The 16,602-nt window shown below is 39.3% G+C and carries 12 protein-coding genes; 5 read left to right on the top strand and 7 right to left on the bottom strand.

Annotated features, from left to right (window positions below; all coding sequences use genetic code 11):
- Positions 1-250: 250 nt before the first annotated feature.
- The 4 genes from H6G83_RS22870 to H6G83_RS22855 form a co-directional block, all read right to left on the bottom strand.
- Positions 251-805, bottom strand: coding sequence for a hypothetical protein (locus H6G83_RS22870; RefSeq protein WP_190476326.1), 555 nt, complete (start codon positions 803-805; stop codon positions 251-253).
- Positions 806-903: 98 nt separating this feature from the next.
- Positions 904-2,178: a glycoside hydrolase family 10 protein gene (locus tag H6G83_RS22865; protein WP_190476271.1), complete on the bottom strand. Its 1,275-nt coding sequence runs from the start codon at positions 2,176-2,178 to the stop codon at positions 904-906.
- A 507-nt stretch (positions 2,179-2,685) separates the two neighbouring features.
- Positions 2,686-3,378 carry a class I SAM-dependent methyltransferase gene (locus tag H6G83_RS22860; protein WP_190476270.1) on the bottom strand — a complete coding sequence of 231 codons (693 nt, stop codon included), beginning with the start codon at positions 3,376-3,378 and terminating at the stop codon, positions 2,686-2,688.
- 119 nt (positions 3,379-3,497) lie between these two features.
- Positions 3,498-4,601, bottom strand: a complete 1,104-nt coding sequence (locus H6G83_RS22855; RefSeq protein WP_190476269.1) for an iron-containing redox enzyme family protein — start codon at positions 4,599-4,601, stop codon at positions 3,498-3,500.
- A 636-nt stretch (positions 4,602-5,237) separates the two neighbouring features.
- Between H6G83_RS22855 and pstS the strand changes: the two genes are divergently transcribed.
- From pstS to H6G83_RS22830, 5 genes are all read left to right on the top strand, one after another.
- On the top strand, positions 5,238-6,281 hold the full coding sequence (gene pstS, locus H6G83_RS22850; RefSeq protein ID WP_190476268.1) for a phosphate ABC transporter substrate-binding protein PstS: 1,044 nt from the start codon (positions 5,238-5,240) through the stop codon (positions 6,279-6,281).
- 243 nt (positions 6,282-6,524) lie between these two features.
- Positions 6,525-7,499 carry a phosphate ABC transporter permease subunit PstC gene (gene pstC, locus H6G83_RS22845; protein WP_190476267.1) on the top strand — a complete coding sequence of 325 codons (975 nt, stop codon included), beginning with the start codon at positions 6,525-6,527 and terminating at the stop codon, positions 7,497-7,499.
- Positions 7,500-7,587: 88 nt separating this feature from the next.
- Entirely contained in the window at positions 7,588-8,469 is an 882-nt protein-coding gene (pstA, locus tag H6G83_RS22840) for a phosphate ABC transporter permease PstA (protein ID WP_190476266.1), read from the top strand.
- A 139-nt stretch (positions 8,470-8,608) separates the two neighbouring features.
- Positions 8,609-9,391, top strand: a complete 783-nt coding sequence (gene pstB, locus H6G83_RS22835; protein WP_190476265.1) for a phosphate ABC transporter ATP-binding protein PstB — start codon at positions 8,609-8,611, stop codon at positions 9,389-9,391.
- Between the two features lie 856 nt (positions 9,392-10,247).
- On the top strand, positions 10,248-11,033 hold the full coding sequence (locus H6G83_RS22830; protein ID WP_190476264.1) for a phosphate ABC transporter ATP-binding protein: 786 nt from the start codon (positions 10,248-10,250) through the stop codon (positions 11,031-11,033).
- Positions 11,034-11,371: 338 nt separating this feature from the next.
- On the opposite strand, the gene H6G83_RS22825 is transcribed toward H6G83_RS22830, so the two are convergent.
- The 3 genes from H6G83_RS22825 to H6G83_RS22815 form a co-directional block, all read right to left on the bottom strand.
- Entirely contained in the window at positions 11,372-13,156 is a 1,785-nt protein-coding gene (locus H6G83_RS22825) for a M61 family metallopeptidase (RefSeq protein ID WP_190476263.1), read from the bottom strand.
- Positions 13,157-13,722: 566 nt separating this feature from the next.
- A complete protein-coding gene (locus H6G83_RS22820; protein ID WP_190476262.1) occupies positions 13,723-14,406 on the bottom strand; it encodes a Crp/Fnr family transcriptional regulator in 684 nt (227 codons plus the stop codon).
- A gap of 405 nt (positions 14,407-14,811) precedes the next feature.
- Positions 14,812-15,945, bottom strand: coding sequence for a GspE/PulE/PilB domain-containing protein (locus tag H6G83_RS22815; RefSeq protein WP_190476261.1), 1,134 nt, complete (start codon positions 15,943-15,945; stop codon positions 14,812-14,814).
- Between the last annotated feature and the right edge of the window lie 657 nt (positions 15,946-16,602).

The following is a 16,602-nucleotide window of genomic DNA, read 5'->3' as shown; positions in this document are numbered from 1 at the left end:
TGCTAGTTGCAGCCTAAAACAGCTTTGAAGGCTACGGTAATTTTACTGAATTTATTATTAAGATTTACTTAAGATTTTTGCATAAAATTAATTCAATTCAAATTATAAATTAATTTACGTCATATTTCTTGATGAAGTAATGATTTCTTAACTTTTAGTGGGGATTGGGGGGAGATGAGGGAGCAGAGGAGCAGAGGAGCAGGGGAGAATAACAACTGATAACTGATAACTGATAACTGTCAACTGTCAACTACTTCAATAATCTACGAGCATTAATACCTGTGAGGATGGCGACTATTAGCCAAGTAATAGCTAAACCTGCGAGTTCGCCTAAGAATAAACCTGTCAGGCGGCGCAACATAAAACCTATTGTAGTACCTATGGGGATAGCGATCGCCCAACTTAAAGAATTAACTAATATCCATTGCCAAGCCCAAGGGGTTGGCTGACGAATTGCTAACCATTGCGCCATTCCGATAGCAAAACCGCCGATAACGCCGGCTCTAACCCCGTTGAGGAGGCGTAACACAACAGATGCAGTAGGCGGTACAACCCAACCAATAGCACCTAAACCAATCGCTGTCATCATCACCCAAGCTAACAGCGTGAACGCAACCCACTTGAGTCTAGAGATATTCTCTTTGAGGATTAAACTTTGGGGTAGTGCGATCGCCACTCCACCAACAGCAGCCTGTAAAATGCCAATTTCTCGCTGTTCAGCAATTTCCAGCCAGAACAAACTACCCAAAAATCCGCCATAAGTAGCGATAATCCATAGCAAGATAAATTTCAACGGTGTTTTCATCGAGGGACTGGGGACTTGGTATTGGGGACTGGAGATTGGGGATTGGCGGAAAGGGGGAGGGGTAAAGGATTTCAATTCTTCCCTTTCCCCTTTCCCCTTTAACCTTTTACCCTCATCTCCCCTAATCTTCCGCCTACCTTAATTGGCGCTAACGGCCTAGCGGCTTTAGCGGTGAACATTTCTTGAAAAGCTTTTCGGCGGTATGGGGGTGATTCTGGGGTGATGTAACCCCACAGGCTTTCCCAATAGAAGAAAGAGATCCCAAAAAAAGAGCGATCGCGCACAGCTTGTACTTGTTTTTTGATTTGGTCAATCTTAACAGGTTTTCGCAAAATTCCTGTAGATATCCCAATAGCTACGGGAATCTGAGTACGGGCAAACTTGACTGCCGACTGTTCTAATTCATTCACAAAACTATTTATATCATGACGATACACTTGCAAAATTAACTCATCTACTAGACCTTTTTTTACCCAATTTGCCCAATCCTGTAAATAGTATTTATAGGCAAATGATTGTGAGTTGGGAGAAAGAGATATCTTAGCATTCGGTTTAAGTTCTCTCACAACTTGGGTGATTTTTGTCATGAAAAGAGTAATTTTGTTAGCTCGCCAACTCATCCATTCTGAGTCAAAAACATTTTCAGGAGGGCTTTTACCTTGATGTTCTTGTTGATACAATTCTATACTGTATGGGTCATAGCCAAACTGTACTGGCATCCCGAAATGGTCATCAAATTGAATGCCTTGAACATCATAATTTCTGACAACTTCTGTAATCAGTGATAGAATGAATTGCTGAACTTCTGGATGCAAAGGATTGAGCCAAACTAGCTTATTTGTTGGGTCATTGTCACTTTCTTCTGGTAGCATTTCGCTAATAGATATGACACCATTCTGACCATTTGTTAACCACTCAGGATGAAGCTTGGCTATCATTGAATCTGGTGGAGACATAAAACCATACTCAAACCAAGGAATCACACTTATTTTTTTCGGTTTGGCAAGTTTAATTAACTTGGCTAAAACATCTTGTCCGCCTTGCATGAAATTTAGCAGAGGTTGGGTATCAACACCTATCACAGATTTAGCTTTAGCACTTTTGTAAAAGGTATAACCGCGATTCCAAACTACAGGGTAAATTGTATTAAAGTTAAGCGCAGATAATTGCTCAATGGCGCGATTAATCCCCCAAGGTACAAATAGTACACCACTAGCAACATTAGTTAGCCAAACTCCACGAATTTCTGTTGTAGCTGGTACACTGCTTTTTTGTTCATAGTTGGAAAATGAAGGGATAGATAATCCTGTTAGATACAATAGTAGTAGCACAAACAGCAGGAAAGAAAAAAACAGTTTTGCCAACCGATTCATGAGAGAGTCTAACTTTGCCCTTAAGAAGGAATAGGAGATGCGGAATAAGTTAGTATACCCTCAAAATACCTATCAATAACGTCATTTATGTATCAATTATTTAAACTGTAATAATTGATCATCAGCTTACCCTAACAAAGGCGATAAAATATGCCCCATCTTAGCTCAAATCTTGCACCTTCTCAATAACTACTTGGTGGGCAATGCCCACCCTACGATATAATTAGCTTTTCAGCCCGTTATTTGGTCAATAAGAAGCCGGTAGCCTACCACGGGCGCGATGAACGCTCCCGCAAAATATAGAAGAAACACAACTATTCCCTATGTTCTTCTTTCTGTAGCCTATGTTTCTTGAGAGTTAGGCGATCGCCCAGTTAACTGATCAAGTTAGTGTAAGATTGTATCATTTTTTAATCAACTTGCTATCTTCGGTTTACCAAATTTTGGTCGGCACATGGGTAAACGCTTCGACCACCATCATTTTTCCTCAGTGATTTTCAGCTTATCTTACAAACTGGTCATAACTTGGGTTAACTCTTTAGACAAATCAACTGTAGATTTGTCTTGTTGAAATAGAACACCAGCTAAGAAATAATAGTCTCCAGAATAGAATGCCATGTTATGTTTTCGCAATTCTTCTATATGGTTTTTTACTTTTGGTTCTGAGCTATAGTAACCAAACTTTAACGGGAGAATTACGAAATTACTAATGTTATATCCATGTTCCTGTGCTTGTTCAATGGTACTTAGAGGATTAGAGAAACTGGAAACTAAAAGTAAGACATTTTCGTAGCCTAAAGATAAAAGCTCATTGGTAATAGTTGCACCATCTTCACCGCCAAATAATAAGGGCATATAAATTTCATCATCTGGTGCTGGTAAATATGGAGGATTAGCAATGAGATAGTTAGCATTGGGTGTATAAGACTCAAATAAACATGAATTATTTACTACATATTTATCTGTGAGATGATATTCATCAATTGTTAAATTTGCTGCTTTCCAGGCAGAAGTATTTAACTCAAAGCCATGTATTAAACCATCAAATTTATTCCTGAGTAATGAATTAATTACAGGACTACCATCCCCTGAACCAAATTCGACAATGGAATCGGCATCATCACAATTTCTCAAAATGAAATTCTCTAGACAATTTGAGTAGAAATTAGATTCTTCAGGACAAAAGAAGATGTCTTTCATGAGATTTAACTTTAACCTTAATGTTTAGTTAGTTTGCAGAAAATTTAGACAAAAAATCTTCCCTTAGTGATGGATTACCACTAAAGAAATGATGTGATTAGGACAAGATAAGAAAACTCTTAATTAACTGCTTCGGCTTGACGGATGGAACGGACAACAGCTTCAGCCGCGCGATCGCCCATCAATTTCTCTTGGTCGTACCCCAAAACTAACTCCCACGCCTCATTGGGGTAACGTTCCGCCAAAGGTAAAGCCACGTCATCCAACATCCAACGTCCGTGGCGTTCATCTTCCTTGATATGCAATTCCCAATAACCCATCGCCGCATTCGATAATCCTAATCTTTGCGCTGCTGCAAGATAATTGCGATAAGCCGCAGGCCCAGCCACTTCAAAGTATGTCAACCCGCCACTGTAACGCAAGTAATAACGTCTGCGTTCTGTCAGCAAGAAGTTATGGTTCGCACAAGCTAAAACTTCCCAGGGAACTAAATCAAAGTATCCCTCCGGTTCCGTATTCATCCCAAACTCAGCCAACATCTGCGCGAAAAATGTCGAGTGCTTGCGGGATAAACGCCCATTCCCATATTCTTCCAACAGTACCCGTACCAAGGTACACTGCACCTCATTTGCAGTACCGCCCAAAATGCGGGAAAGACGACTACCTTCCACCAAGCCATCAAAAGAACCGATCGCCAACAAATGACGGTAGCCAGTTTCGCTCATTTCTTCGCGGATATAACGACTAGCTGCTGACAATGGCGGGTCTAAATCAGCCTTAGCACGGTCAATTAAAGCTTGTTTAACATCTAATTTTTGTAGTGCTGCAACATTAACTTGTGCAAGTTCCCACTTTTGCCAAGCCGCCTCAATGTGATTACGGCAGGAGGATAAATAAAGCGATCGCTCATTAGTATAATGCTGCAAATCATCATACCAAAACAAATTCAGCCGATTAATCCGATAGAGTATCCGTTGCAAAAACCGATGCGCTAACTCATCGCTATCAGCTGCATAAGCAGCAGCAATTGCAGTGGAAACCGCCTCTGCAAAATTATTAACAATAGCAGCTTGTTGATCTAAATTATTATCTAAATCTTCAGTAGCCAAAAGTAATAAAAATTGCTGCTCAACACGGTCGTATTCAGTAACATTTTTTTTCTTTACCGGCTGACTCTGCCTTGCCAGCTCAACAATTGGGAACATGACTAAATTGCTTTGCATGGAACCTTCAGTGACTAAAGCAAAGGTGTGAATTTTTCCACCTTTAATATCTAAGTTTCCACACGAGTAACATTGTCTACCTCTTTCTGGGGTTATAAAGAAATATTAACCCTAGAGTTGATATCTCCCCTGGTTGCAGCACAGAAGTTCTAAAAGGATGTTGTTACGCACCTCTTAGCCATGCTCCGCAATGGACTACTGACTACCCCAATTTTTAACTTTAAATTAACCATATAACTGAATTTCCTTAACCCTGGGTGATTAGCAATTCAGCTATTGTGATTACGGATAGGCATTATTTCTAATAAATAAGCACTACCCCGATCAAACATGGCGAGAATATACCGTGCCTTCCTGGCAGGTGGACTGCTGAGTTACTTCCTGCTGGGTTTATTTATTGTAATTATTTAAAATAGTTGATTCTTGACTTTGTTTACCGGAATTTTAAGTTTAAATAATTATTACTCCATCAACTTCTATTTTAAAGTTTATTGAAAAGTAATGAAGATTAAATTCATAGATTTAAATACATCTTAACTTTTAATTAACCTATTTTTAACCTATTTAAAAAGTAATAAAACTAACATAGTCATGCTGTGATGAACGCTGCAAGTAATCTCTAAATTCCGAGGTAATATGAATTTTTCTGCCACCGCTTTACAGCGTGTATTTACTACTGCTGTGGTAACATCTGCTGTTGCCGTTACTCCTCTTTTTGGTGCGATCGCTCAAGCCCAAACTCTCAACGGTGCAGGCGCAACTTTTCCTGCTCCACTGTATGAACGGTATGCGCGTGAAGTTAGAAAGAAACATCCAGAACTGAAAATTAACTATCAAGGAATTGGTAGTGGTGGTGGTATTCGTCAAACAATTGCTGGAACTGTTGACTTCGGCGGAAGTGATGCCGCAATGACCGATGCAGAAATAGCTAAAGTCAAGAATGGCGTGATTCTTGTGCCTACAGCAGGTGGTGCTGTTTCGGTGGTTTACAATGTTCCCGGTGTGAATAATCTCCGCTTATCCCGTGGTACATTACCAGCCATTTTTTCTGGTCAAATTACTAATTGGAACGATCCCAAAATTAAAGCTGACAACCCTGGTGTAAACCTACCAAGCCAACCAATTAGATTTGCTGTCCGTGCTGATAGTAGTGGTACTACCTTCATTTTCACCAACCATTTAAGTGCTATTAGCCCTTATTTCCGAGGCAGAATTGGCGCTAACACTGCGCCCAAATGGACTTTACCCAACGTTCTCAGAGGTAAAGGAAACCCTGGTGTAGCAGCATTAGTAGCTCGTACTCCAGGCTCTATAGGCTATGTTGAATATGCCTACGCAGCCAAAAATAACCTCAGATCAGCACAAATCCAAAATAAAAAAGGAGAATTTGTTGCTCCTTCTCTGCAAACAGCTAATGCTGCACTATCAACCGTAAGTTTCCCTGATAACTTCCGTACTTTTGTAGGAGATCCCGGACAAGGTTATCCTATTGTGGGACTCACCTGGATGATGGTTTATAGACAGTATGCAGATGCTGCCAAATCTCAAGCTGTGAAGAAATGGATTAATTGGGTGTTAAAAGACGGTCAACAATTTAACGATGACCTGAATTACACCAGAATCCCCGCTTCTGTTGCTAATCGTGTGTTGCAAACAGTTAATAGCAATGTCAAACCATAATCTGTAAAACTTACGCATAAAAACGAAAAATCAAGCGTTTGGGCAAGGGTGTGGGGGTATAGGGGTATAGGGGTGTAAATCTTTCAAACCCTTACACCCTTACACCCTTACACCCTGCCTCAACAGAAAACTTCGATGCGTAAGTCCTGATCTGGTGTTCTGACACTAGCTTTTCTGAGTTGGGTGGGCTATTTGTCCACCCTTACGAGTATAAATATTGAATAATGTAATTGCTGAATTTGCATGACAGATTTATCGCCACCCGGTTTTGATCATGAAAATCTCGGATTAACAGCTAACGACGGCAAAAATTTTTGGTTAGACAAAGGATTCACATGGTTAGTTTATACCTTTGCCGCGATCGCCGTAGCTGTATTATTCGTCATGAGTTGGATTATTTTCCAAGAAGCCAAACCAGCCATAGAGAAGTTTGGGCTGAGTTTTATTTGGGGAAAAGATTGGGATACAGCTAATGAAATTTTTGGCGCATTACCCTATATTTACGGCACTTTGGTAAGTAGTGCGATCGCTATCATCTTAACTGTGCCTGTGAGTATAGCAGTAGCCTTGGTGACAAGTGAAAAATTCCTTCCTCCATCAATCCAAACAACATTAGCATTTGTCATTGAATTAATTGCTGCTATCCCCAGCGTCATCATTGGTTTGTGGGGAATTTTCGTTTTTATTCCGGTTTTAGAACCGCTTCAACAGTGGTTAGCAAGTAATTTCAAATGGCTCCCAATATTTAATTCAGAATTTCCCGTCGGTACGAATATGCTAACTGCGGGAATTATTCTTGCCATTATGATATTGCCAACAATGGCCGCAATTACTCGTGATGTATTACTCGCCATACCTAAAGAATTACGCAGTGCTTCTATGGCCTTGGGTAGTACTCGCTGGGAAACAATTTTTAGGGTATTATTACCTGCTGGATTCTCAGGAATTGTCAGTGCAGCCATGCTCGCTCTAGGAAGGGCTTTAGGCGAAACAATGGCTGTGACTATGGTAATAGGCAACTCAGCCCAAATTAGTGCATCCCTACTCGATCCAGCATATACAATTCCGGCTGTTTTAGCTAATGAATTTGCCGAAGCTCAACCAGGGTTACATATTGGTGCTTTATGTTATCTAGGTTTAATATTATTTGCTGTTACATTAGTTGTAAACATTGGCGCAAGGTTATTAGTGCAGTGGGTTGGTAGGAGAAATAGGTAGTTAACAGTTATCAGTTATCAGTTATCAGTTATCAGTGGTTTCTCTCCTCCTTCATATTCTCTAACCTCTCACCTAAGCGCCTCTAAATATGAGTAATTATCAACCATCAGAAATAGATAAAGCCGTAGCATCAGAATTAATCAGACCTCTACCACCAAGAAGACTGTTATTTACTTATGGCATGAATGCGATCGCATTTGCATTCTCGGCTTTAGCTTTGATTCCTTTATTCTCAATTATTTGGGAAATTATTTCCCGTGGAATTGTTGGTTTAAAACCAGAAATGTTTGTTAAATCGGTAATTGACAACGGATTTGGTAACGCCATTTTAGGAACAATTACAGTTGTAGCTATTGGTTCAGTTTTTAGTATTCCTGTAGGTTTATTCACAGGTATATTCTTAGCCGAATTTGGACAAACTAGTCCCTTAGCTCGTTTTGTCCGTTTTATTATCAGTATCCTTACAGGTGTGCCTTCGATTGTGGTGGGGATATTCGCTTATGGTTTAATAGTTTTGGCGACTAAAGGATTTAGTGCGATCGCAGGTGGATTTGCCTTAGCCACAATCATGTTACCCATCATCGCCTTAACCACAGAAGAAGCCTTAAAACTCGTTCCCATCGACCAACGCCTCGCCTCAGCCGCTTTAGGCGGGACACGTTTTCAAACTACTTTTCGTGTCGTTGTTACTGCGGCTATACCCACAATTACCACAGGTATATTACTAGCTGTCGCCCGTGCTGCTGGCGAAACAGCACCCCTAATTTTCACAGCTTTGTTTAGTCTAGATTGGTCAGCCGGATTATTCGGCCCTACAGCTTCCTTACCAGTCTTAATTTATAACCTCTACAATGACCCCGACCCCGAAAGAAACCAGCTAGTCTGGACAACATCTATAGTTTTACTCGGTTTAGTTTTGAGTGTTAGCTTACTTTCTCGTTTATTTACTCGTAAGAAAAAGATTAAATAAAAGCAACCTAGAAGTTCACACAAAAAACTAATATTCTATCCCACAACGAGGCGATAAAAAATGTTATATCTAACCCCTAGCCTCTAAGATACTTACCAACTAACAACGTCAATTACTGACACCGACCTAACCAATTATCATGAGTCAACAATTAATCCCCGCAATTAAAGTTAAAAACCTCAGCTTTTATTACAACACCTCAAAAGCCATTGAAGGAATTTCAATGGATATTTACCAAAATCAAGTAACTGCAATTATTGGCCCTAGTGGTTGTGGTAAATCGACCTTTATCAAAACCCTCAATCGCATCAGTGAATTAGAAGGCCCTGTCAAGGTAGAGGGAATTGTCGATTTCTTCGGTCAAAACATTTATGACCCGCGTATCAATATTAATAGACTACGCCGCCAAATTGGCATGGTTTTTCAAAGACCAAACCCATTTCCCATGAGCATTTATGAAAATGTCGCTTACGGTGTGAGAATATCGGGTGGAGTACCGCAAGCAGACTTAGATGAAATTGTCGAATCTGCACTTAAAGGCGCTGCTTTATGGCATGAAGTGAAAGATAAACTCCATAAATCAGCTTTAGGACTGTCTGGAGGTCAACAACAACGGCTTTGTATTGCGCGTGCTTTAGCAATTAAACCAAAAGTCCTGTTAATGGACGAGCCTTGTTCTGCACTTGACCCCATCGCGACGATGAAAGTTGAAGAACTAATCCATAGTTTACGCTCAGAATTGACGATCGCGATCGTTACTCATAATATGCAGCAAGCAACCCGCGTCTCCGATTTCACCGCTTTTTTTAGCACTGATGAGAGTCGCATTGGTCAAATGGTCGAATTTGGTGCAACAACTCAAATCTTCGGCAACCCCATCGACCCCCGCACTCGTGACTATGTTTCAGGACGTTTTGGTTAAAAGCTTGTCGCCAATTTTACATATCAGCATGAGCCAGGATAACAAATCAAGGTTGTAATTAATCCTGTATAAGCGCTTCATAATGATTAATTACATAAATTTTTAGGACTTACGCAACTGGCAGATTTTTTCTGTAGGGTGTGTGACTGGCGATAATATTTGAACGTAGTCATGAGACTTGTAGCGTCACGCACCAACCAGCAATTGTGACACTTGCGTAAGTCCTGATTTTCTAAGAATATACAAATTTATTAGCCAAAAACCTTACGTACCAAGACTATACAGTCTTGGTACATTAAACCGACAGATAGAACTTTTGATTAAAATTTTTGATACATATAATTAAATAGTAGTTGTTATATATCGTGTAAAATTAAGACTTGGAAGAGTATATAATTTACTACACCAGTAGTGTGTCATATATTCGATTTTTAGTTAGTTTTCTTTCCTTTTCCCACAATAAAAACTACATTTACTCGATGTATACACTGTATTTTGGCGCGTATACTCAACAGAGGTATTGTGTTTCCTGATCTTAGAGTACAACAGTAGACAAATTTGAACCTATGAACTAAACATTACCTCACATTCAACTCATAAGTAAGTAAAAATTTGCCCAACGTAGTAATTGCTTGATTTTGACTATCTGATATCATACCACATTTATTTGATGAGGAGAAGAACTTTGATGCAAATATTTTTCTAAAAAATACTGCTACTTAGCTATAAATGAATATATTTTGGTATTCCTGATTGGAAACCATGATTATTCAATATTGGCTTCACAAACCGTGAAACAGCAGAACTGATTTTTACTACTTTGTCAAGTCAATATTTTTGGTAAACCTTTTTGAGCATGAATAAACTAATTCCAGCAATCAGAGTCAAAAACCTCAGCTTTTCTTATGACACCCAAAAAATTCTGGAAGAGGTGTCTATGGATATCTATGAAAGTAAGGTAACGGCAATTATTGGCCCTAGTGGTTGTGGAAAATCTACCTTTATCAAATGCCTCAATCGCATGAATGAATTAGAAACCCAAGTGCAAGTTGAAGGCAGAGTAGAATTTTATAATCAAAATATTTATGAGCGTCGAGTTAATTTGAATCGGCTTCGCCGACAAGTAAGTATTGTATATTCCAAACCCAATATTTTCCCCATGAGCGTTTATGATAACGTTGCCTATGGAGTTAAAATAGTTGGTTGGCGACCAAAAGTAGAGATAGATGAAATTGTCGAAGCTGCACTTAAAGACGCTGATATTTGGGATGAAGTCAAACATAAAATATATAAATCAGCGTTAGACCTTTCTATTGGTCAACAACAGCGACTCTGTATTGCGCGTGCTTTAGCTGTTAAGCCAAAAGTTCTATTAATGGATGAACCTTGCTTTGGTCTTGATCCTACAGCTAGTATGAAGGTAGAAAACTTAATTCAAAGTTTACGTTTTCGTTCTGAATTGACAATAGTTATAGTTAGCCACAACTTACCTCAAGTTGTCCGCGTCTCAGATTTTACAGCTTTCTTTAACTTTAATGAAAATCGGATTGGTCGGTTGGTTGAATTTGGTTTAACAAAGAAAATGTTTAACAGCCCTAACGATTCTCGCACCCGTGACTATGTTTTAGCCCGTATAGGGTAAGTATTGATTTACTTACTCAAATCAAACAAATTCCTCGGAATTTTATGTTATTAGGACTTACGCAACTGGCATATTTTTTCTGTAGGGTGTGTGACTGGCGATAATATTTGAACGTAGTCATGAGACTTGTAGTGTCACGCACCAACAAGCAATTGTGACACTTGCGTAAGTCCTGGTTATAAAAAGCAAACTATGAGATTATTCTAGGGCCGCTAGTAAGCATATAGGGGAGACTAATCGCGTATAACTTGACTAATCTCCCCGCCTGTGTATCTAGTTAACTTCTGCAGCTGAATGTGAATCACAGGGAACACGAAATAGGAATTTTGCTATCGTTATCAACCAACAGTAGATATGGAAGCTCCCAGCCAACCAGCAAAGTTTTCTTGCTGCGTAGCATCAGGATTTGGCACAGGTAATAACTGATACTTTGTAGGACGTGGTGAACCGAGAGTGACAGAATAGGTACGTAGTTCATCCTGGTGGAAAACCGTTACCTGAATGCTATCATTTGGTTGATAATCTTTAAGGCGATCGCTCAATTGATGAGATGAAATCCTGATACCAGCGATCGCTAGTAACTCATCACCAGCATCAATACCTGCCATTTGTGCAGGCGAACCAGCCTCGACAAATTTAATCATCTCCCGGCCATTTTCCGTATTCACCTTCACCCCCAAATAAGGTTCTTCCTCTCGCTCTGTTACCAAATGCAAGCCAAAAGGTTCTAAGTACTGGTTGAATGGTAATTCTTCCGTACCGTCAATATAACGTGCAAAGAAATCAGTCAAATCTACACCAGCCACCGATTCAATTACCGCCTGTAACTGTTCTGGAGTGTAGCCAATTTCCGCTTGACCGAACTTTTGCCACATTTGGCGCATCACATCATCCAAAGAACGCTGATTGCGATAGCGCAATCTAATTAGCAAATCTAGCAACAAAGAAATCATCTCCCCCTTTAAATAGTAAGAGACTTGTGAATTGCCTGTATTTGCATCTGGACGATAAAGTTTAATCCAAGCATCAAAACTCGACTCAGAAAGTGCTTGTACCTTCCTTCCTGGTGTTGTCAATAACCTGGTTATTTCTTTACTCCAATAGTTTAAATAAGTCTTGACATCGTAAATGCCTGCTCGCAAAGGAATCAGTAAATCATAATAACTAGTTGTTCCCTCGCAGAACCACAGAGAAGGCGTGTAACTTTCCTGGTCATAGTTAAATACCTCCAGCGCTTGCGGACGGATGCGCTTGACATTCCACAAATGGAAGAACTCATGCGCCACTAATTGAATGAAGCGTTCGTACTTATCTTGAGAGCGAAATCCAAAACGCTGATAAATTAAAGAACAGCTATTTTTATGTTCCAAACCTCCGTAAGCTTGGGCAAATAGATGCAGCAAAAAGACGTATCGGTCATAAGGCAAGCCGCCAAACATCTGCGCTTCTACTTGGATAATTTTTTGGGTATCGCTAATTAGCCGCTCTACTTGGAAATTTCCTTGTCCCCAGATTGCTAGTTCATGAGGTTTTCCTAACACCTCAAAGTGATATGACTGGTGTTCACCAATCTCAAAAGGACTATCTACAAGCGTATCAAAATCAGCAGCATAGAAAGTATTAGATTGCTCACCTATAGTTGGCAAGGCAGTAGTTACGCGCCACTGGGGACGCGGTGGGATTACAGCAACACGGATGGGAAGATTTTCCCACCCCGGTATTCTAAAAAACAATGCTGCGCCATTAAAATAGCCGTGGGTAGCATCTAAATGATTTGTTCTTACCGATAGTTCGTTTGCAAAAATCCGGTAGCGTACCGTTACTTCTAAAGCATCCCCTTTATTGATTTGCCAGTGGTTTTTACTGATTTTACGCCAAGGTAAAACTTTATCCCCTGCCAAAGCAGTGAAATCTTGTAAATTCTTGGCGTACTCGCGCACCAAATATGATCCTGGTGTCCACACCGGCATTCTTAAGTCAAGAATTGGTGATGAATAGTTTACGATTTGCAAACTCACCTCAAATAGATGCGTCTCTGGTTGGGGCATTGCCACCAAATAATTAATCGTCGGCACGGTGTCCTGAACGCCAATATCGATACGAGGTGCTGTCGCTTCAGTCATCTGTAGTTAAAAGTGATAAGTTCTCAGTCAAAAGTCAATACTATACATAGTTAATAGTTAATAGTTACTGGTCAATAGTCAATAGTTAAGCAATGCAGACTCAGCATTTTGAGGTGCATTTATACTACTGACGACGACACAGGCTGCATAACTCAGTCTACTAAAAGAAAACTCGCTAGACCTGGTTGTAACTTGGTTTTGCTCTTTTGGAGTATAATTGCGTAGCATCAATAACGTATTTTCCAAAAATCATTTATTAATTAAACGTAACATAATTAAATGTTAAGTTAAAATTAATTAACTTCGATAAAAAAATTAATATTTTTGTAATAGTCCAGCACCTACGAGTCTGAATACTAGCTTTTAGCCTGCGAATCCTTAACCCTTGTGTTTGGCTCATAGTACAATAACTGTACAAGGAGTCATATCAAACCAAGATTTAATATGGCGTGCGATAAGCACAAGCATGGGTAAATTAAAAATTTAGAAAACTGGATTATGTGAGAGTTAATTGCAAGAGGTTATTGAATAAAGGCGACTAGATATAAATTTTGACAACTGTTTTATCAGACTTTTCCAGCTAAATTCGACAGTTGCTTAAAGTTTACCAGATAAATAGTATTATTGTCATGATCAATTTTGATCCATCCTTTATCATGCAGCTTGTGCATAATTTTAGTAGTTTCTTCAAGACTAATTTCTGTTACTTCTGCTAAGTCCTTAAACGGAATATTAAAAATTTCCTTACCTGTATTTGATTCCTGACCATAGCTTTCACCCAAACTAACTAAGGTATGGGCTAATTTAACAGCAGGTGGTGAAGAACGAATTTGTAAACGTTGGTTAATTTGCCGCAATCGCCGCACCATAAGTTGCAGCATTCTATGATGTAACTGTGGGTCTTTAAAGAGAATTTGAATAAAACGTTCCCTGGAAACACTGAGCAATTTGACTGGCGAGAGAGCAATTACATCTGTAGATCGGGGAGATTCATCTAAAATTGCCATTTCCCCAAAAAAATCACCCTTGCCTAAAATTGCCAAAGCGACAGAATCGTCTCCACAAGTACGTCGGACTTTGACCCATCCAGACACAACAAAATAAACTGCGTTACCCCAAGCATCTTCCATTAAAACCGCTCTGCCTGCTGGATATTCGTGATCAATTGCAACATTGAACAGCCATTCTAAGGTTTGTGGGTTGGCTGTACTCAATAGAGGAAAAATATTACTAAAAATTTCAGTTTGCATGAAATATATACTAATAGTGAATTTGTTAATAGGAAAATAGGATATCTATGATAAATTTCAGAACTAAATATGGCGACTATTTTTTATAAAATAGTAAATTTTGATAACCATGTTATCAGTTTCCATAATCTAAATAAACAGTTATGTCTTGATAAATGTCAACCATTAACAACTATCAATAACACCTAAGCTCTGACCAATTAGAAGAGAAAATAATTAGATATCTTACATCTAAATTTCACACTTTATGAAATTTAGATGTAAATATTTTTTGTATTTTTCATGATGAGTGCCTCACACAACTATTGATATGTCTAGCCAGAACTTTACTAAAAGATAGTCTGGCTTGTCATTACAACATAACAATTATGGCAAAAATCGAAATCAGAAGTTATACTGACAGTACTATAATTTGCTGCCTGATTCTGACTCTTGATTTGCTGTGAGTATTTTAACTTGTTGGTCTAACTTTTCGACTAAGCGAGTGAGGGTAGCGAAAGCCTCTGATTGCTCAGATTTGAGGTGTGGATTTAGATGTAATCGTTGCTGGAGTTCGTGCAACTTATAGCTGAGTTGTTGGGAAATGCCAATGACATCCCGGCTCATCTGAGCCAACTGTTGCTGTTGATAAAATTTTAAAGCTGCGCCTCTAAGTACCTGTATTGTAGCCTCTTCACCATTTATTCCTGCCATTACACGGATGCGTAATAATAAACGGTTGTTTTGATATTGACATTCTTTCTCTATCTGTTGTGGCTCTGTGACTGTGCCTAAAGGAAGTGCCGCAAAACGCTTCAATTCGTTAAGTACTCCTTGAAAGACAGACAGAGGTAAGTTTTCTAATATCGACTGCAAAACTCCATTGTCACTCCAAATGATTCTTCCTTTATATGGTTGTCTTTCCAAATATAAACGACCAATTCCCCCGCCTAAAACACGTCCTAATAATTCTTCCCATAGTCTTCTAGGTGGTAAATTTACTAATGTTTCAATAGGGCTGAACAGATTTAGTGCTGGTAGTTGTAAAATAGTTACATCATTCAATGGTACTGTTAGCGCTTGTTCAACAGGATGAATTTCTGAAACATCCTTGGCTGTTGGAAAATCACTTTCTGAACGGCAAGTTACACAAACAGTATCTACATTCTCTACTAAATGAGCTTCTGCTTCTAGCTGTTGTGCTAGTTTCGCTTCTGAACGAGATGTATTTTTATAGCTGAGGTAAGTAGAAAGTAGGATGCGGTGGATGTCAGCAGTAATTTCTTGAGTCTTTATTGTACCTTTGATGTAGGACAAAATGCGATTCACGTAATCTAATGCGCTGCTATCTTCTAGATTAACCATACCTAGCGATAGCTGATGATTTTCGAATTTTAGGGGTAATATTTGATGATACAGGCAAACCTCAAAAGGCAAGAGACTGTCAATTAGTTGGAATATTTGTTCACGTTCGGACTCTTGTCCCCAATTAGTAGGACTTGGGTTGAGTTGTTGTCTATCTGCTTCGGTATCAGCTGGTTTGCCCTCTGAAGACCACATAGGTTTGCTTATTTAGTGTTTCTTTATATTTATTTTATTTTGCTCTTTCAGACTTGGCAGTAAATAAATATACTTAGTTAAAATTTGCTGTTAGCATTAGGGGGCGTTGAGCAACGTACTGAGTGGGGAACTGACAGGCGGAGGTTTCTTATCTCTAGGACTTACGCAAGTGTCATCATCAAACTAACTGTAGGGTGCGTCAGACCCAATAATTTCGTACAAATGAAGGGATTTTTCACATCTGACGCACCCTACTAGCGTGACCGGACTAAATTAGTGCAATAAAAATAAATCTTGTAGTGTGGGCATCTTGCCCGCACCGGACGGGCAAGATGCCCATCCTACAACAAAGGAATAATGCAACATTTTAGTCTAGACAGTCCACTACTATATGTGCCGGTTGCGTAAGTCCTGATCTCCTCCAGTACCCAGTACCTAGCCCCCAGTCACTTATGTATGTTGTTGGAATTTTAGCCAGTTGTAGTGAAGCGATGATTATTGCTGAGATTTAACTTGTTCCCCTTGTAGAGTGAATCTACAGCATTTAATCAACAACTGGCGATAGGGTGGGCATCTAAGGGTGATGTAGACAACATTTATCCCTTAGTTGAATTTCTACCTTCCCGTTACCCTCTTGATATCTTATTTAAACTGCAA

Source organism: Anabaena azotica FACHB-119, from assembly GCF_014697625.1.
GTDB classification, from domain to species: Bacteria; Cyanobacteriota; Cyanobacteriia; order Cyanobacteriales; family Nostocaceae; genus Trichormus; species Trichormus azoticus_A.
Note: the sequence above shows the minus strand (reverse complement) of the source record. Positions and strands in the feature narration are given on the sequence as shown.